The 18,116-nt window shown below is 49.5% G+C and carries 11 protein-coding genes and 1 pseudogene; 6 read left to right on the top strand and 6 right to left on the bottom strand.

Annotation, left to right across the window (positions count from 1 at the left end; genetic code table 11):
* Nucleotides 1–18: 18 nt before the first annotated feature.
* Nucleotides 19–1,113 carry a PEGA domain-containing protein gene (locus tag ACJMM9_RS03365; protein WP_405323853.1) on the top strand — a complete coding sequence of 365 codons (1,095 nt, stop codon included), beginning with the start codon at nucleotides 19–21 and terminating at the stop codon, nucleotides 1,111–1,113.
* On the opposite strand, the gene ACJMM9_RS03360 is transcribed toward ACJMM9_RS03365, so the two are convergent.
* The 4 genes from ACJMM9_RS03360 to ACJMM9_RS03345 all read right to left on the bottom strand — a co-directional run bounded on the left by ACJMM9_RS03360 (nucleotide 1,074) and on the right by ACJMM9_RS03345 (nucleotide 4,083).
* Complete coding sequence (locus ACJMM9_RS03360; protein WP_405323851.1) at nucleotides 1,074–1,769, bottom strand: hypothetical protein; 696 nt, start codon at nucleotides 1,767–1,769, stop codon at nucleotides 1,074–1,076. The genes ACJMM9_RS03365 and ACJMM9_RS03360 overlap by 40 nt on opposite strands.
* 137 nt (nucleotides 1,770–1,906) lie before the next feature.
* On the bottom strand, nucleotides 1,907–2,629 hold the full coding sequence (locus ACJMM9_RS03355; RefSeq protein ID WP_041260116.1) for a tRNA 2-thiocytidine biosynthesis TtcA family protein: 723 nt from the start codon (nucleotides 2,627–2,629) through the stop codon (nucleotides 1,907–1,909).
* Nucleotides 2,630–2,808: 179 nt separating this feature from the next.
* The gene (gene dnaN / locus ACJMM9_RS03350) at nucleotides 2,809–3,930 is read right to left on the bottom strand and encodes a DNA polymerase III subunit beta (RefSeq protein ID WP_405323849.1); all 1,122 of its coding nucleotides are present in this window, start codon (nucleotides 3,928–3,930) and stop codon (nucleotides 2,809–2,811) included.
* A gap of 3 nt (nucleotides 3,931–3,933) precedes the next feature.
* Nucleotides 3,934–4,083 (bottom strand): hypothetical protein, encoded by a 150-nt coding sequence (locus ACJMM9_RS03345; RefSeq protein ID WP_159462327.1) that lies wholly within the window; start codon nucleotides 4,081–4,083, stop codon nucleotides 3,934–3,936.
* Between the two features lie 63 nt (nucleotides 4,084–4,146).
* Here ACJMM9_RS03345 and ACJMM9_RS03340 point away from each other — a divergent pair, with 63 nt between their 5' ends.
* The 3 genes from ACJMM9_RS03340 to ACJMM9_RS03330 all read left to right on the top strand — a co-directional run bounded on the left by ACJMM9_RS03340 (nucleotide 4,147) and on the right by ACJMM9_RS03330 (nucleotide 7,218).
* Nucleotides 4,147–4,428 (top strand): hypothetical protein, encoded by a 282-nt coding sequence (locus ACJMM9_RS03340; RefSeq protein WP_088641467.1) that lies wholly within the window; start codon nucleotides 4,147–4,149, stop codon nucleotides 4,426–4,428.
* On the top strand, nucleotides 4,415–5,236 hold the full coding sequence (locus ACJMM9_RS03335) for a M23 family metallopeptidase (protein WP_405323846.1): 822 nt from the start codon (nucleotides 4,415–4,417) through the stop codon (nucleotides 5,234–5,236). Before ACJMM9_RS03340 ends, ACJMM9_RS03335 begins: the two co-directional genes overlap by 14 nt.
* Nucleotides 5,237–5,682: 446 nt before the next feature.
* On the top strand, nucleotides 5,683–7,218 hold the full coding sequence (locus ACJMM9_RS03330; RefSeq protein WP_405323844.1) for an Rne/Rng family ribonuclease: 1,536 nt from the start codon (nucleotides 5,683–5,685) through the stop codon (nucleotides 7,216–7,218).
* Between the two features lie 228 nt (nucleotides 7,219–7,446).
* Here the strand turns inward: ACJMM9_RS03330 and ACJMM9_RS03325 are convergent, their stop codons facing one another.
* Together ACJMM9_RS03325 and ACJMM9_RS03320 are read right to left on the bottom strand one after the other, a co-directional pair.
* Nucleotides 7,447–11,121 (bottom strand): fibro-slime domain-containing protein, encoded by a 3,675-nt coding sequence (locus ACJMM9_RS03325; protein WP_405323842.1) that lies wholly within the window; start codon nucleotides 11,119–11,121, stop codon nucleotides 7,447–7,449.
* Between the two features lie 375 nt (nucleotides 11,122–11,496).
* A complete protein-coding gene (locus ACJMM9_RS03320) occupies nucleotides 11,497–15,369 on the bottom strand; it encodes a fibro-slime domain-containing protein (protein WP_405323871.1) in 3,873 nt (1,290 codons plus the stop codon).
* Nucleotides 15,370–15,667: 298 nt separating this feature from the next.
* Here ACJMM9_RS03320 and pta point away from each other — a divergent pair, with 298 nt between their 5' ends.
* Nucleotides 15,668–17,071 carry a phosphate acetyltransferase gene (gene pta, locus ACJMM9_RS03315; RefSeq protein WP_405323840.1) on the top strand — a complete coding sequence of 468 codons (1,404 nt, stop codon included), beginning with the start codon at nucleotides 15,668–15,670 and terminating at the stop codon, nucleotides 17,069–17,071.
* 421 nt (nucleotides 17,072–17,492) lie between these two features.
* A pseudogene (gene tnpA, locus ACJMM9_RS03310) lies at nucleotides 17,493–17,958 on the top strand (IS200/IS605 family transposase).
* Nucleotides 17,959–18,116: the final 158 nt, after the last annotated feature.

Genomic DNA, 18,116 nt, shown 5'->3' with positions numbered 1-18,116 from the left:
GATACTGTTGGTATCGAAATGTACAAGTATTTAGTCGTCATTTTGCTTTCGTTTTTGCTGTATGGGTGTGCGGCTTCTTTCAATACCGCAAAAAATATTCCTAATAAAGGAACGAAGGGTAAAGTCATTATTACGAATGCTTTGGGAAATGCTGCTGTAAGCATGGATGGTGTTTTTATAGGGACGACTCCTTTAAACGCACCACTCCCAGTGGGAGAACATCGAATTACTTTGAACCATTTGGGAAAAATTATTTATGATTCAACTATCGTTGTGACGGATGATTATGATAGAAATACGACGACCGCTTTAGTTGGTGGTATTGTCGGTGGGTTTGTTCCTTTTCTTCTTTTGCCGTTTCCGTTGAATTTAGTATCCATTGTTGTGCCGTCTATAACGACATTTACGGCAGAACGAGAATATGCAGATAAAATTATTGTTAATGATTTCATCCCAAAAATTGCGATGGAGAATGAATCTGAGCAGAAAAAAACGCCAAAACAGGAATATTCATCTTCGGTTTCTCTAGTAGATGATTCGGCGGAAATCATGGCGAGAAATGATGCGATGATTCACGAATATAATGACATTTCGGAAAACTTACCATCTCAAAATTTGTCGCCTGAAACTGCGATGTACGAAGTTGATAAAGATAAGATTTTATTCCTTAAGTTTACACGTAATACAAAAAGCTCAATTTTTGTAGCTGCAACATCTGTTTGCTATGATTTAAAGTCTGATTTGGTTTGGGCGTATGAACCATATCTGCAAAAAACAAATACTTATTACAGCAATGATTTTTTGCCATGTGATTTGGATTCGATCTCATATACAAGTGAAATCAAAGCCGGGTTGATTGGATTTGGTGCAGTGGCTGGAGTTGGGGCGATTGTGGGGGCTATTGTTGGCGGAGGCAAAGGTGCTTTCACTGGAGGCTTTGCAATGGGTGCGTTTGTTGGATTACCTACAGCGTATATTGTAGGTGGGGTGGTAAACAAAAATAATAAACGTGCATGCCAACGTTTTAGGGATGGTGAGCAAGTGAAAGAATGGTATCGTCGCTATTCTTGCCGTCAGAATACAAATCCAATTCCTGAATCGAAAAACCAATAGCTTCCTTTAACGGCTGGACTCAAATAGAGTGTTGCTCCTGCAGAAAGTTGTACGTGCTTTGCTATGAGGATGGATACCCCCAAATATTGCGAAATGATGAATGGAAAACGGAATGAAATTTCGTAATCGCGAACTTCGTCATCCCACCAGGGCCTGTAAAAGAACGGCGCGTATGAAATGGCGATGAACTTTATCGGAAAAAAATTAATGAATCCTCCAAAGCCTCCGTGGAGTTTGAATTCTTGATATTCGCCTTCTTCTTTTCCAGTATAGTTTTCATAACCGTACGCTATTCCTTGGTATTCATGGGATACCCATTCAATCTTGTTGTTGGATGTGTTCATGCTGACGTTTAGATATGCTGTTACGCCAACTTCAATGTATCGTGAGTTTATTCCAATAGAGCCTCGGATAAAAGGGTATGGGTCAAGCCCGATTCCTGCACCCCATAAAGAAAGTTCATTTTTGCTAAAATAATCAAATGAACCTGTTATGGGGAATCTTTTGAATCGGTAAGCGATATTCGCATCCCCTCCTTGTAATTTAACTCCATCTTCGTGGATGTCGTCGTTTTCAATGCCTTCGAGTTGCCATGTTTCTTTGTCGTTTTTGCGAATTTGCAAACTTACACGCATGGCACTGGATTTTTCATCCATCGAAAATGCGGCTCCAGTGTAGGGTGCTGGAGCGTACACGTCGAATATGCCTTCCGTGACTTGTGCTTTTTGCCAGCTGCAACTGCATAGGAACGCTCCTATGCATGTAACGAGTGCGTATATGACAAAGACTTTTCTCACAATAAATAATCCATCCTAATATTCCGCATGCTTTCGAATAAATTTGCCTTAAGCGTGGAGCTTCCTTTTGTCAAGCTCTTGATTTCTTCGCGGATGGTCTTGCGATGGCTTGCTTTCGAGAATTCGCAGGTGCAGGTGAACTTGCGAATGTCCGCGTCTTCGGCATACGCGATGATTTCGCTTTCTTCGCAGTAGCAGAGCGGGCGGATAATGCTGCACGGATACTTTTCATACGGCACCATTGGCGGCATTCCGCTGAACTCGCCTTTGTACAGCATGTTCATCAAAAGCGTCTCGACGATGTCGTCCATGTGGTGGCCGAGCGCAATCTTGTTGAAGTTGTTTTCGCTTGCGAACTTGATGAGTTCTGTGCGGCGCTGCGTACTGCACCAGTAACAATTCAGCTTGCGGCCTTCTTTGAGTCGGGCTTCCACGGCGACGTCTTTAAAGTAAAATGGCACTTGCGGATATTCTTCTGCCATGCGCTGCAAAAATTCGCGGGGTGCCTTGTCCGCAAAATCGCTTTGGATGTGGATGGCTGCCAGTTCGCACTTGGGCCCGAATTTGCCGAGTCTTGCGGCGAGTTCCATCAACAGTACGCTGGAATCCTTGCCACCGCTTGTCGCGATGAGCACTCGGTCTCCGTCTTCAATCAGGTTGAAGTCGTGAATAGCTTTCGTGATTTTTTTATTGACTCTCTTGCGTATTTGACTTGACATAATTATTTTATCCAAAACTCGCGCATTTCTCTTTGCGCGCGGCGGTTCCCGATTGAATCTCGCGGCATTCCCAATTAAACTTGGCGCAGTTCCTTCAGCAGTTGCTGTACCCATCTACAGATACATTCCCACTAAAAAAGGCTCTCTCGCGAGAGCCCTTAAATCTTTCCGAACTACGATTAGTTGTCGGTGAGGTGCGTCGGCATCAACAAGAACGAGAAGTTCATGTTTTCGCCAACCGGCTCGATGATGCAAGCGCCAAGCGGATTGTTCATCTTCATGATGACTTCTTCGCTCTTGCACATGCCGAGGATTTCTGCGAGGAACTGGCCGTTAAAGCCAATGCAGAAGCTACCTTCGCCGTTGTGCGTGATGGCGAGTGCTTCGCGAGAATCGCCGCCGACATCCGGGTCTGTGGCGCTGAGTTCGAGGATGTTGCCATCGAACTGCAAGCGGATCTTGCGGGTACGTGCGTTAGCCATGGAAATCACGCTGCGGATCTTGTTCTGGAATTCCGTGGTGTTGGCCTGTGCGGTACGTTCGAACTGCTGCGGGATCACAGAGCGGTAGCTCGGATACGGTCCTTCGTAAAGCTTCGAGATGACCTGGATGGAACCCGTGTTGAAGAGGATGTGCGTTGCAGACGTGCGGACTTCAACCGTGGAATCGCCCTTAGCCATGTGCAAGATGTGCTGCAATGCCTTGTGCGGGATGATCACTCCGTTCGAGAGTTCTGCGCCTTCCTGGTCGATGGCGGCACGGCCCAAGCGGTGACCGTCGGTAGCGACCATGGAAACCTTGCCGTCCTTCGCTTCGAGGAACACGCCGTTCAAGCTCAAGCGCGTGGAGTCGGTAGATGTTGCAAACAATGTCTTTTCAGCGAGGAATGCAAGTTCGCTTGCGGCGATGTTCAATGTTTCGCCATTTTCAATTTCCGGGAACGGCGGGAAGTCGTTTGCGTCAAAGCCGATGATGCTTGCCTTACCGCGTTCGCTCCACTGGATCTTGACCAGGTAATCCTGTGCGTCAAAAGTGATGTTCGTGATGCTCGGGTCCACGAGGCTCTTCACCTGATCGAACAGCTTGCGTGCGTTGATGACGACTGCGCCATCACGTTCGCCCTGCACTTCCACCTTGACCCTGATACCGAGGTCGAGGTCTGTTGCACTCACTTCGAGGAAGTTGCCTTCGAGGCGGAGCGAAAAGTTGTTGAGGATCTGGATGGTGGACTTGTTCGGAACGGCGCTAATTGCCGCTTGCAGTGCATCCTGCAAAACATTCTTCTGGATAGTGAACTTCATTAATTAGCCTCTCTGGATGATCATTGTTCCTACGAAAAACACAACGACAATGATGGCGAGGAGTACGATGACTCGTTTATCCAGCGCGTTTGACTTCTTTGGAACGAATTTTTTGACGTTTTGCTTTGCTCTTCTGCGATCGCTGCGACTCATAGAAAAATCTCCGTTGTTTTATATCGAAAAATCTACTATTTTAAAGGCTAGTCGGAAGATATTATGAATGAAAATACTCTAAATAAGCTTAAAAATACGGCAAAGGACTGCGCTGCCAACGTGCTTTCTCGCGTTGAATTGTCGATGGTAGAGTGTAAGCTCAGAAATAAGTTCCAGTTGCTCGGACAAAAGGTCTATGAGGCTATTCAGGAAGGCCGTCTGGACTCCATCAAGGATGATCCATCTGCTGTCGAAGCTGTGGGTGCCATCTTTGAAATCAAGAAACAGGTCGCAGAACTTGAACAGAAACTGAACAAAACCGAAGGTCCTAGTGAAAAAGCTTGAGGTCCATATCTATCCGAATAAGGATTCTCGCGGGAAAGATGTCACTTTCTCTGTGAAAAAAGTAATTATTTACTTTGTTTTAACAGTCTGTGCGATTCTTGGATTCATCATGTTTTCGCCAGTGCAAATTGTGGAGAACTTGTCTAACGGCAACTTGATGGATGTCTATCACCAGAATTCGGTCATCAAGAACGAAATAAAGAAAATCCGCACTGTGGTCGATACTACAATTTTGAAAATCGAAGAAACTCGTATCGTACGCGATAGCACCTTGAAACTCGGCGGGCTTGGCTTTACGCTTGAAAATGCGGTGTCGGAGGATGAGTCTCCGAAAAAGAATTTGCATGACATGAGATCGACGCTTCGCAAGACGCTCAACAAGCTCGAGGCTGATTCTGCGCTTGCGGCGCGTGTTCCTGTTTTGCATCCGCTCAAGAACCATCACGATATCAAGGCTCGTTTTGAAATGGTCTTTGACGCGTTCACGGATCAGGAACTTCCGCATCGCGGCGTTGACTTCTTGGCTGCCGAAGGCGATACCGTCTATGCGCCTGGCGCGGGTACCGTCGTCGAAGTCCGCAAGCATCGTGGCTTTGGACTTTCAATGAAGATTGAACACATGGAACACGTGAAGACGTTCTATGCGCATCTTGGTGAAACTCTTGTTAAGAAGGGCGACAAAGTTCGCCGCGGCGATCCGATTGCGCTCATTGGGCAGAGCGGACTTCAGTCAAGTCTCGGCTTGCACTACGAAATCCGCGTAAACGGTACGCCTGTCAATCCGGAAGATTACTTTATTACAAAGTAGTTTTTAGTCAATAGTCATTAGTCAATGGTTGTTGGTTGATTGTCATGCCGGACTCTGTTCCGGCATCACCACTTTTCTCTCGCCTCGCTCGTCATTCCTCTTCGAGGCCAGAATCCAGTGACTTTTTCCTTACATTTCCCCTTCCCACTTGTACTTTCGCTTCGCTCAAGTACCAACTGCTAGGCTCGGAAATGACAATGCAAGCATTGTCGCTTCACTCGCCTTACGCAGTTGTCCTACTTCTTAAATGTCCATATTTTCGCATCTCTCGTCTCTCGTCTCTCGTCTCTAGTCTTCCTACTTATTATATTTTAAGTCCCCAGGCTCTGCTTTGCAGGCTGGCGGTACTTTCCGTCAAGAAACATAGGGAGCTCGGATGCGGTCCATACTTTTGGACTGGTCTTGGGGATATCTATCAAGTTTTGCTTTACCCTTTAGGAGTTTTAATGGCAAATAAGTGTAAGCGCGGAATCTTGATTAGCAAAACACCGTACGAAAAGCGCATAGCTATCATGGAAGATGGCGAACTTGCGGAATTGGTTGTTGAAGGTGTTTCCTCTAATCGAGTTCTGGGCAATATTTATAAGGGTGTCGTTCAGAAGGTGCTTCCCGCACTAAAGGCGGCATTCATTGACATTGGTCTTGAGAAGGCTGGCTTTTTGCATCAGGAAGACGCCATGGACCGCAACGAACTGTTGCGCCGCGAATATGGTGACGATGATGACGAAGGCGATGCTTCTAAGGAAATTTCGATCGACGAAATTCTCCAGGAAGGCCAGGAAATCATGGTGCAGGTGGTCAAGGAACCGATTAGCACCAAGGGTGCCCGTTTGACGACACACTTGAGCTTTGCTGGCCGCTTCCTGGTCTGCATGCCGGGCACTAATTTCGTCGGCGTCTCGAAGCGTGAACGCGATCCGGTCAAGCGCCGCGAGTTCAAGAAGGTCGTGCGCCGCCTCAAGGGCCGCGACGTGGGCTACATCGTCCGCACCAACGGCCTCAACGAATCCGAATTCGAAATCAACAAGCAGATGCGCGAACTCGAGAGCAAGTGGGAACAGACGAAGTACAACTTCGAAACCATGCCCCCCGAGACCTGCATCTACGAAGAATCCGATTCCATCGAACAGACGGTTCGCGAATACTTCGGCGACAACACGGACTACGTGTATATCGACAATCGCGACGAGTACTTTGCTCTCCGCGATTACCTGAAGGTTCTCTCTCCGGATAAGCTCGACAAGGTCAAGCTCTGGAGTTCTAGCGAAAGCTTGTTCGAATACTTCAAGATCGAAAACGACTACGCTCGCTCCTTGCAGCGTCAGGTTCCGCTTCCGCGCGGTGGCAACCTCGTCATCGAACAGACCGAAGCTCTCGTCTCTATTGACGTGAACACCGGTCCGAAGGTTCATGGCAAGGACCAGGGCAAGATCATCCTCGAAACAAACCTCGATGCTTGCCACGAAATCGCAAAGCAGCTGCGCCTCCGTGATGTGGGCGGCCTCATCATCATCGACTTCATCGATATGGAAACCGATGAAGACCGCGAAGCCGTCTACCAGGAATTCCGCAAGGCAATCCGCCGCGACAAGGCTCCGATTAGCCCGGCCCCGATCAGCCAGTTCGGCCTCATGGAAGTCACCCGTAAGCGCGTCCGCGTGAACCTCATGACTGAAAAGACCGAATGCTGCCCGGTTTGCAACGGCAGTGGCCGCATCGCAACGCTCGAATCGACGCTCGGCATGATCGACCGCTGGCTCGCCCGCGCCCATACCAAGGGCCGTCTCCGCGAAGTGACTCTCGTCGTGAGCGCTCAGGTTGTCGATGTTCTTTGCAAGGACTTGAACCGCATGTTCAACTATCTGGAATACAAGCACAACATCAAGATTTCCCTCGTGGAAGATGAATATGCTCATGTAAACCAGTTCTGGATGTACGACAAGAACAACGAAGACATTACGGACTTGTACAATTTTGCATAAGTTGTCTTCCGCGATTCTCGCGAAGGCAATCACGCAATAAGCGTAAAATAATTCGTCGGCTAACACCGACGAATTATTTTTTTACACTGTCATCCCGGCCTTGTTGCTTTGTCATCCCCGCTGGAGCCTGTCATTCCCGCGAAAGCGGGAATCTCCTTTTGCATTTATCCTTAAAATTTTGCACAAAAAAAGCGCCTGCATGGCAGGCGCCTTTAGAGAGAACGAAACTTACTCATCCGTGTTCAAGTCGATGGTAAACCCTTTGGTCTTGCCATGTCGAACACCCCAGAGAAAATCTTGCGTACGGTCCACCTTGGTGCTCTTCCCGACTCGGATCTTGTACGAAAGTCTGGCAATGTAAACGCCTGTACCGACGAGCCTGTTCTTTTTGGACTTCATGTTCCAGGCGAGGAATATCTTGCCATCGTTGTCGTCATCAAGGCAGCTGCCGTTATAGAGCGTATCCGTGCAGCTCAGCGATCCAGAATTGCTGTTCACGAATATGCCAAGACTTGTGAAATACTGGGTCTTGTATTCAAGAACTGTTTTCTCGGCAATTGATTTCGTGATTTTTTCAATAACGGAAGAGTTGCCGTTTGCGATGCCGGTGACGTCAACCGCATTGATGATTTCGTTCTTGTAGGCATCTACGAGTTCATCGCTTAGCTTGTATTCTTTTTTCGCTTTGTTGATGCTGATGGCTCCTGATTGAACCTCGTTGAGGATTTCTTCAAGAGTCTTGCCGTATAACTCGATGCACTTGGCGTTGTCGTTCTTGATTGCGGACACAAGATTTGTGACCTCGTCTTTGACCAGGCTCGATAGGCTCAAGTCGCCGAGATAATGTCCTTGTGTGCCGTAGGTCTTGGCAAGGTCCTTTACGGTTATCGGTTTATCCGACTGAATAATCTTTGGCACGGTTGGACTTGGATTCCTGATAATTGCTTTTGAAGAATCCGATTCGCCGATGGTTACGACTGGAGGGCTTGTAACGATAACTTTCTGTTCGCCGGAGATGCGGACGAACGGATTGTTTGCTGGCGTAGTTCTGTGGAGCAGGTCCATGTGGATACCGTGCACCATCCTGATGGAGTCGCCCATGACCGGGATATTGTCCTTGTCGTTACTTGAGTTTCTAAAGACGAGTCGCCATCTAGCCTTTGAATCCTTGGCGATGATTTCAGGAACAACATCCGTCCTTTCCAGGTTAGTCTGTTTGAAGAAGTATATGAAATAGCTTGCATCGATGTCGTTTTCGCAGTCGAGGCCTTCACTGAATGAGAGCGCGAGAATTGTCGAACCGTCATCGCTGTATGAAATTTCTGCTGCCGTAATAACAGGACCGACGGAGTCTGTTACGTCACTTGTAAGATTGATGACTGTCGGAACGCCACCTTCGGAGTACTTCCAGAATGGCGTAATCTTTCCGCTATAGATCTTGTCGGCACCGCCGGTAAACGGTACAGTTCCGAAGCCGCCATTGGGAGAAACGATGGCGATGGAGCTGTCGCGGTCGTTTGACGTGATGTTGCTGCCTGGGACTGCCGGGCTTCCGATAATTGTCGGGAACTTCTCGCCAAATTCCAGCTGCACGGAATCCATGCTGACAAAGTTATTGTTCAACGAATTCATGGGTTTGTTCAGCTTTGCATAGACGCTGTCGCCACGACCATCGCCATTCCTGTCGAAGATGCATGCGAATACAACTTGCGGTACAGGCGGTTCCATAAACGAGATATGTCTCCAGTAAGCTTTTTGAGCTTCGTCTGCGCTACTCACCATGAGCGTGACGTCCTGAACTGGGGCCGTCGCCTTGACGTAGAATGTCGCTTTTCCCTTTTTGAGGGTGATTGCCGATATGCTGTTGCCGTTTTCATCGCAAGGGATAAGTCTTGGGTTGGATGTAGTGACGTAAACGATATCGTCAAATGCTGACCCGTCGTCGAACATGACGTTTACCGGATAACGCGTGTTTACCCATTTGCCGAGAGTAACGGTATTGCCGTCCACATCGTTTCCAATATTTGTCCAGTTGTTTTTCTCGTCAACAAGGGCGTAGACGATGGGAGGAGATGTGTACTTGTCGATAACGAACGTAATTTCGTCATACTGGGTTTCGTCTTTCTGCAATGAGAAGCGCAATTGGTACGTTCCCGGCGGGAGCGCGCGCTTGCTCTTGATTTGGGCGGTATCGATGGTAAAGCCTGTATAGCCCGGCTTGATCGTGATGCCTCCGAACCAGACTCCCACACTATCCAGGGCGATTCCTTCAGAATAAGCTCCGCCGAATAATGTGAAGTTCGAGGGGGCGTCTACGGTATCTTTGACGGTTGCCCCGGAGAAGTCGCAGGAGAGGGCCTGTTCGCGGATGATCTGGTAGATCCTGTAATCAAGAACGCCGTTGACGTCTCCGCCCTGATAGAACAGGCTTGCGTCAGTCTTCAGGTCGATCGAAGTTCTCATCATGAAGTTGGACTGCGACGTATGGCGTTCGGCGTAGAAAATATGGAACGGATAGTTCTTGCCTTCGGTAAGCCCGAGCGTATCGAGATCGACGGAACCCAAAACCTGGGTGTGCTGGCCGCCGATGTCCACGACGAGGCGGTTGTTGATGAACACCCAGACGTCATCGTCGCCAAAGAATTCGAAGTACTGGCCAGGAACGTATTCGAACGTTGCCTGGATCTTCATCGTAAAGCCGTAGTTGTGTCTTTTGCCGTTGGCGGAGATGTTGTCGTAGAACGGGTTCTTGACGGTGTTTTCTGCATCGAGGTACTGGAAGTCGTCGAGCAAGAAGAGGCCGCCTTCTGGACTCTTGTTGTCTTTTTGCCCAAGCCAGAGGCCGTTGTTGTCAAGATTCAGCTCAATGGAGCGGCAGGTCGCGTTGGTGTAATCCTTGCCGTTTTTCTGGGCTACGACTTGCGGCAGGAACCAGTTGTTCAAATGCTCCGTAATCTTGCATTTTTCGGGGAAGTTCGCTGCGCGGACAGGGACTCCGTTTGGTCCAAGATATTCTTCGACCATGCCTTTCATGTTGCCTTCCGGAGAGTTGCTCCCGGCGCATCCGCCAGAGCCGAAGTCGTCGCTGGTGGCGTACATAGGGCCAAAATCAGGGTCGAGGTCCTTGGCGCCGTTGGCGTAGGACGTCGTCACGGTAGAATCGCGGCGGTCGATCGATGTCTTGATGTCGCCATCGCCCTTGGTGCCGTGCAGCCAGTCGAACATCATCACGGGGAGCTTTTTCGTCGGGCAGTCACCCAGAATGCCCGGGTATTTTTCGTAAACCGTTGTTGCGGTTCCGACTTCTTTACCGGCCTTGACCCAGATGGTGTCGGTTTTGGCCGCAGCGCTGTCGAGAGAAAGCAAGATGCTTTGAGTTGCTGGATTTATCTTGGTGTAATGGATATCGCCTACATAGTCATATCCGATGGTTTGCTTGAAGTAAACCTGGAGCGATCCTTGCGGCGGGGTGATTCTTGCTTCAAACCAGCCGCAATAGTTCTTGACGGAGGTCATGTTGACAGAATCGCCGCCCGAAACGTAGAGAATTGCCGATGTGTTTGTCCAGGGGGTAAAGAAGCGGATCAGTTTTCTGGTCGTCGTGGGTGGGCGCGGATTATCTCCAGGTCCGCCTGGATTTGAGGTCTCCGGCGGTTCAATGGGTTCTGGGCTGTTGGTTAGTGTAACGCCTATATCGTCAATAGTAATGATCAGGTTTTCTGCGGCCGGATCAGTGCCCTCTAACGGGGATATGCTTCCTATGGAGTTTCTGTTGGAGCATGTGCTGTTGGTGTAGAATGTTAGTTTCGGCTCGCTGGCGGCATCTGTTGTCGCCTTGACGTAGAACTTGTTGTCGCCTTGACGTAGAACTTGTTGTCGCCATAGCTTCTGAGCTTGGTGCATGTGGTTGAACGGGTAATCCCTCTGTCCTTATATTGCATTTTGACATAGAGATCGGCCCCGCTGTTTTGGGTTGTTTCGTTTTTGACAAGAATATTGTACTCGGCGGCTATTGACGGAATAGCTGCACATAAGAGTATTAAAATAAAACTGAAGACAATATTTTTACACCGCATCCACAACTCCCTGAAGATGTTACCCTTATAGAAAATACACTCAATCTTGTGATTTTTATCAAATTTTTTTTTGTTATTTGTAAAATAAATTGCGAACAGTGCAACACCATAGAAGTGTTTTTGTAAGTAGGGGAAAAAGTTCCGCTTTTTGAACAAAAAAGCACCCCGAAGGGTGCCATTTAAGTCCGGTATTATGGGATTGCTAGTTCAGGTCGATATCGATGATCGCGATGTCGCCATGACGAAGTCCCCAGAGGAAATCCTGAGTGCGCTTCGTTATTTTCTTGCCGTTTACCATGAGGCGGATTTCGAGGCGGGCGATATAGACGCCAGTACCGACGAGCCTGCCTTTTTTGGAACGCGAGTTCCAGGCGAGGTAGAGATGCCCGTTGTTTCCGACGCAGTTCTCGGCTCCGTCTGTCTTGAAGATATCGTCAGAGCATGCGATTCGGCCTTCATCGTTGTTGATGAAGTGACCCAGGCTTGAATAGTAAATGGTCTTGTAGCTGAGTTCCGTCTTGCTTGCAAGCGATTCGGCAATGGTCTTGATATCTTCCGTTGTACCGTGCAAGTAGTTGTTCAGGTTGTTCCTGTCCAAAAGTCCGTTGTCGATGGCGTTGAGAATGACTTCGCTTACGCCAAACCTGTTTTTGGCGTCCTTGGCTGAAATTTCATTTTTCTCCAACATCGAGATGATGGTTTCAAGCGAGACTGTCGTCGAAGGGCTTCCGTTCTTGATGGCTTCCTTGTCTTCGAAGCTCGTATTGCTCTTCACGACTTTTACGATTTCGCTAATCTCGTTTTCGACAAGTTCGGACATGTTCATGTCGCCGAGGTAATGGCCTTGGGTGCCATATATTTCGCCGACCTGGTTTGCGGTAAGGTGCTTGTCGCTTTTGACGATAATTGGAACAGTAGCCTTTTTGCTGCTGATGATTTCTTTTGTCTTGTCGAAGTTCGGCGAATCCTTGTCGATCGTCACGACGGTCGGGCTTGTGACTGTGATGCGCTGCTCACCAGTGATGCGTACCCAGGGATTGTCTCTATGGGCGGGATTTTCGACGAGATCGATTGCGCTACCGCCTTCAGAGGGGGACTTGATGCGTACGGAGTCGCCGACAATGGGGAGAACGTCCGAAACGGACTTCTTCGAGAAAATGAGTTTCCAGCGGTTTGCCGGGGATGCCGCGATGTAGTCGGCTTCCTGTACGACTGTCGAGAGGGAGCCGCCTCCGTAGCTGCGGAAGCCGAACAGGCTGGAATTGATGTTTTCTGCGGTGAGACCTTCGCTAAAGGTGAGCGTGAGCTGCGTTTTTCCGTCTTCGGTATAGGAAATTTCAGCAGCCATGATAATGGCACCGATCCTGTCGTTCAGAAGTCCGTCTACAGCAAAATTCGAGACGGTGTGGTCTTCGGGATTTGTGTAGGTGTACTGCGCGGTAATCTTGCCGGCGTAAGGCTCTACGGCGCCTCCTGTTGCGATGGCTATGTCAAAACCGTCGCCATCTGCAACAAACGAGAGTGACTTCTCGCCGTCTTGATATTTGACTTTCGAGAGTTCATAATGCGTCTTGCCGAAAGTGAACGAAAGCGAATTCAAGACACTGTTGCCGCCGAGAGGCTTGTTGAAATTGACCCAGACGCTGTCGCCGCGGCCGTCTCCGTTTCTGTCATAGATAAACGCAGTCTCGATCTGCGGAACAGGCGGTTCTGCGATGGTGATGTTTGTCCACTCGATGCTCTTGTTCTTGGAGGCTGCCGTGGAAACCGTAATTTTTTCGTTTGTGACGGCGCCTGTTGCCTTCAGGTAGAACGTGTTCTTTCCTTTGATGAGCGTGAACTCGTTGTTCGGGAGCTGGGAACCGAGAGAATCGCAGGGGACGAGGTGCGGGTCGGATGGTGTAACCTTGACGGCGATGCCGTTGTAGTTTGTGGCCCAGTCCTCGACAAAGGTGACGTTGATGGGGTAGATGCGCCCGGCCCAGAGCTTTTCGTTCTTGTTCAAGTTGATGGGGAGCGTGTCACTATTTATGTTGCGGTTGGTTTTGTTTCCAAGCGGTTTCCAGTACTTGTCAAGGCAGAGCGTATCTTTTTCGACGATGTCCGCGATGAAGCAGTAGCTAGAGTCGATGATGTTTGCAAAAGCGATATTTGGCAGTTCCGTCGGCGGAACGGTAAAGTAGACATCCTTGTATTCTCTAGGATTGTTCTTGAGCGAAACGCGGATATAGTAGGTTCCTGGCGGAAGCGTTTGCATGCGGGCGATTATTGTTGTGTTGATGGTGAGCATCGTGTAATCGTTTGTGATCGTGATGCCGCCATAGTATGCAGTGTCGAGCTTGCTTAAGGAGACGCCTGTCATCGGAAGGTTCTTTCCGAATAACGTAAAGTTCGAAGGGCCGCGTTCCGTGCGCTTCTGTTCCGAGTTCGAGGAGAAGTCGCAAGCGAGAGTCTTTTCACGGATGTTCTGCCATACCTCTTTCTTGATAATCGTTGAGTCCGTAGAGAGGTTCGTAAGGAGCATGCTGGATTCCACCTTCAAGTCGATGGACGTGCGCATCATGAAGTTCGACTGCGTACGCTTGCGTTCGGCATAGAAGATGTGGAACGGATAAGTTTCGCCCGGAGTAAGTCCGAGGTCATCGAGGTTTACGGATCTCTTGACTTTTTTGTGCAGGCCGCCGATATCGACAACGAGTTTGTTGTTGATGAACACCCACACGTCGTCGTCGCCGTTGAATTCAAAGTACTGACCTTTGACATAGACAAATTCTGCCTGGATCTTCATGGTGAAGCCGTAATTGTGGTAGCCAGGAGCGTCTTTTCCACCGCTAAGGGAATCGTAGTGGGGGTTTTCAACGGTTTCGGCGCTATCGAGCCAGCGGAAGTCGTCTAGCAGGAAGAGTCCGTGTTCCGGGCTTTCGTCGTCTTTCTGGCCGAGCCAGAAACCGTCGTTTGTCAGCGTGAGTTCGAGGTCGCGGCAGGTGACGTTTGTATATTGCTTGCCGTCCTTTTCGGCGATGACTTCAGGGAGGAACCAGTTATTGAGGTGCGTTGCGTTCTTGCAATTGGCCGGGAAGTTCTTGGCCATCACGGGAACGCCGTTTGCGCCGAGCTGTTTTTCGACCATGCCTGTCATCGGATCGCCTTTGCAGCCGTCCTGCCCAAAGTCTTCGCTAGTTCCTGTGCCAAACATCGGGACTCCGCGGATATCAAATCCTGTACGCCCGGCACCGCCTTCTCCGTAACTGAGACCGTTCTTGGATCCGTCGGAGTTCATGGAACCGTCGTACCAGTCAAACATCATCACGGGGAGAATCTTCGGGAGGCATTCGCCGAGAACGCCCGGATATTCGACATGGATTTCGGGAGTGCCATACTGGTAGGCGACAACCCAGATGGTGTCGCTGACGGCGAGTGCGGAATCGAGCAGCATGGGAACGAGCGTGGAGTCGCTTTCGGTAGTGCCTTCGGCTCCGACATATGTTGTACCGATGGTCTGCTTGAAGTAAACCCATGCGCTGTCGGAGGGCTTTGTGACCATGCTTTCGAACCAGCCGCAATATGGAGAACCCACCGGACTCATGTAGTTTTCCATGCCATTCAGGAACATGATGGCGTTGGTGTTTGTCCACGGGGTGAGGAAGCGGATGTGTTTTTTAGGCTTGACCGCGACCGCTGGTTTCGTGTCGGAAATCGTCAAAGTCTTGTCGTCGTTGATGACGATCCAGACTTCTTCTGCTCCGTAAATGTATTTGCCGTCTTGGATGGAGTTTTCCCTGTATTTAGGGAAAAGCGTTCCAAGCAAGGGCTTGTCATTGGGACTCAGGTCCGTATGGCACGTACTGCCGTTACAGCCCACCCCGAATTGTAGGTGACGGACGTCCTTTTTGCCGTTAGCCAGGCGCTCATCGGTGAATTCGATGGTGTATGTTCCATCGTCGCCTTTTTCAAGCGATTTGTAAACGAAATTGCTTTCGTTGTCGGCATAGAACAAGACGTTGCCGTCGTAAATGATATGCGCAACAGCAACCGTCTGCGCTAGAGCGCAGGCACTGAATATCGCCAAACACACCAAAACCCTGTTAATAAGCCCACTGATCCTCATCCGTGACTCCTAGATATTGATTCCCCCCTCCTTGCCCACAGTGTTTCCCATACACTTTCGCCAAAAATAACAATAAAGATTCTTTGTCAAGAGAGCTTAAATAATTATTACATTGAAAAGGCGCAAATTTGAGAAATTTTTTGACATCGTAAACAAAAATAAACATCTTCCCAATCCAGTCAAGTCTCGATAATCAGCGAATATTCTTGTCCGCCAGGCGAAAAAATCCTACCTTTACACTTGTAAATTCAAAATGGAGATTAAAATGAATCGTGTTTACCTAGTTGCTACTGCTGCCTCCAAGATGGAAGCCAAAGTCCAGGAACTCGTTGAAGCTGTTACCAAGGCTGGTCTCATTGCTACAGTCTACAAGCCGCTCGAAGTTTTCAGTGCTGCCGATAGCGTTGCAGAAATCAAGGCCGGCAAGTCTGCCGTGCTCATGGAAAAGATCTGCGCCGATTTCCTCAAGCAGGATTTTGATGCAGTCGACGCTGTTGTCGTCGAAGGTGCAACGGGCATGAACGATGTCATTGCTCACAAGTTCAACGACGATCTCGCTTCTGCCCTCGATGCAAAGATTTTTGCCGATGGCGAAGATGCAGAACTCTTCTGCCCGAAGCGCTTGCTCCGTTGCGAAAAGTGCGTTGCTGGCGACCTCGCCGAACCGGCTGCTGAACGCCGCGTAAGCCAGGCCATGTTCCGTGCAAGCCTTCTTTCCAAGGCTTCCAAGTGCGTGAAGCGCATCGTGCTCCCGGAAGGTTCTGAACCGCGTACCGTGCAGGCTGCTTGCCTCGCTGTCGAACGCAACATCGCCGTGCCGGTCCTCATCGGCAAGAAGGCTGATATTGAAGCTACTGCAAAGTCTGTCGGCGTCAAGCTCCCGGCTAACATCGAAATTATCGAACCGAGCGCAGAACTTGCCGAAAAGTATGTGCCGACTCTCGTGGAACTCCGCAAGGCTAAGGGCATGACTCCGGAATCTGCACGCGTTGCTCTTTCTGACAACGTCATGCTTGCAACGATGATGCTCAAGTTCGGTGAAGTTGATGGCCTCGTTTCTGGCGCTATCCACTCTACCGCTGATACGCTCCGTCCGGCTCTCCAGATTATCCGTACCGCTCCGGGTGTGAAGTCCGTGAGTTCTGTGTTCTTCATGTGCATGAAGGACAAGACTTACATCTACGGCGACTGCGCTATCAACCTGAACCCGCTCGCCGAAGAACTCGCCGATATCGCTCTCCAGTGCGATGACACGGCAAAGGCTTTCGGCCTCCCGAGCCGTGTTGCTATGCTTTCTTACAGCACTATCAATTCGGGCAAGGGCCCGGATGCAGACCTCGTCGTGGCTGCTACTGCCGCTGCTAAGGCTGCTCGCCCGGAAATGCTCATCGATGGCCCGCTCCAGTACGATGCTGCAACGGTTCCGAGTGTTGGCGCCCTCAAGGCTCCGAACAGCCCGGTCGCTGGCAAGGCTACTGTGTTCGTGTTCCCGGACCTTTCTGCCGGTAACATTGGTTACAAGGCTGTGCAGCGCTCTGCTCATGGCACGATCGCTATTGGCCCGATGCTCCAGGGCTTGGCCAAGCCGGTGAACGACTTGTCTCGCGGCGCTCTCGTTGAAGACATCGTTTATACGATCGCCCTCACCGCCGTTCAGGCACAGGCGTAGGAGACTGTTCGGCTCAATAGCTAGGCGGAGCTTCCGACTTCGCCTCACTCTCGCAACCGCGCCTCGTTAAATAAACCTAAGCCGAGTACAGCAGAAACAAACATGTTTGTTTCTATTGTTGAGGCGCCCGTTTATGCGATGTAATCGCAATACGAGGCGCTTGTTGCTCACGGAAGACCGTTCGCGCTTAGAATTATGTAGAAATATGTGAGTAGCGCTCGCTCTCGTCACCATGCCCCGTTAATACGGGGCCTTTTTGTATAAACGAAAACCACCAGCTAGGCTGGTGGTTCCATAGAGCCTTCTGGCGTTGCGTCCTTGAGAAAGCAAAAAACTCTTGGTTAGATTTGAAATGCGGACTGGCATCCTGCAAAACAAAAACAACCAAGAGGTTAAAATGCAAAATAGTAATAATCGCAACATGTTGGCTCATACAACGTGGAATTGCAAGTATCATGTAGTTTTCGCTCCCAAATTTCGAAGAAAGGTCTTTTTTGGAGAGAAAAAGGTTGAGATCGGGAAAATCCTACGTACGCTATGCAACTGGAAAGGCATAAATATCGTGGAGGCGGAAATGTGTCCCGACCACGTCCATATGCTTCTTGAAATACCGCCCAAAGTTAGCGTATCGGGTTTTATCGGATATTTGAAAGGGAAAAGTAGCCTGATGCTGTACGAGAAGTTTCCCGCTCTACAGATCAAGTACAGAGGTAGGGAATTTTGGTGTCGTGGCTATTATGTAGACACGACTGGTAAAAATACTGCGAAAATAGCAGCGTATATTCAAAATCAGCTGAAGGAAGACAAGTACGGAGACCAACTGACAATGTTCGGGAAGGTCTAGCCCGTTTACGGGCTTGCCGGTAAGGACATCATGCAGGTGCTAATTCGTGCAACGCGACGTGACGCGTGGCTAGTATTCTAGGGCAGGGCCCGCATATGAAGAACCACCGGCTACGTGATGTGAACCCCGAAAGTTGGACATAACTTTCGGGGTTTTCATGTATAAAAAACACACAGAAGAAGAATGGGCCAAGGCGTTTGA

This window comes from Fibrobacter sp. (assembly GCF_045112255.1).
Taxonomy (GTDB): domain Bacteria; phylum Fibrobacterota; class Fibrobacteria; order Fibrobacterales; family Fibrobacteraceae; genus Fibrobacter.
The sequence above is the reverse complement of the archived record's forward strand: the minus strand, read 5'-3'. Positions and strand labels throughout refer to the sequence as shown.

Bases quoted from the DNA above. Each gene is read 5' to 3' on its own strand.
- ACJMM9_RS03340 (WP_088641467.1), top strand. From the start codon at position 4,147: ATGAATGAAAATACTCTAAATAAGCTTAAAAATACGGCAAAGGACTGC.
- dnaN (WP_405323849.1), bottom strand. From the start codon at position 3,930: ATGAAGTTCACTATCCAGAAGAATGTTTTGCAGGATGCACTGCAAGCG.
- ACJMM9_RS03355 (WP_041260116.1), bottom strand. From the start codon at position 2,629: ATGTCAAGTCAAATACGCAAGAGAGTCAATAAAAAAATCACGAAAGCT.
- pta (WP_405323840.1), top strand. From the start codon at position 15,668: ATGAATCGTGTTTACCTAGTTGCTACTGCTGCCTCCAAGATGGAAGCC.
- ACJMM9_RS03365 (WP_405323853.1), top strand. From the start codon at position 19: ATGTACAAGTATTTAGTCGTCATTTTGCTTTCGTTTTTGCTGTATGGG.
- ACJMM9_RS03325 (WP_405323842.1), bottom strand. From the start codon at position 11,121: ATGCACCAAGCTCAGAAGCTATGGCGACAACAAGTTCTACGTCAAGGC.
- ACJMM9_RS03330 (WP_405323844.1), top strand. From the start codon at position 5,683: ATGGCAAATAAGTGTAAGCGCGGAATCTTGATTAGCAAAACACCGTAC.
- ACJMM9_RS03345 (WP_159462327.1), bottom strand. From the start codon at position 4,083: ATGAGTCGCAGCGATCGCAGAAGAGCAAAGCAAAACGTCAAAAAATTC.
- ACJMM9_RS03360 (WP_405323851.1), bottom strand. From the start codon at position 1,769: ATGGATGAAAAATCCAGTGCCATGCGTGTAAGTTTGCAAATTCGCAAA.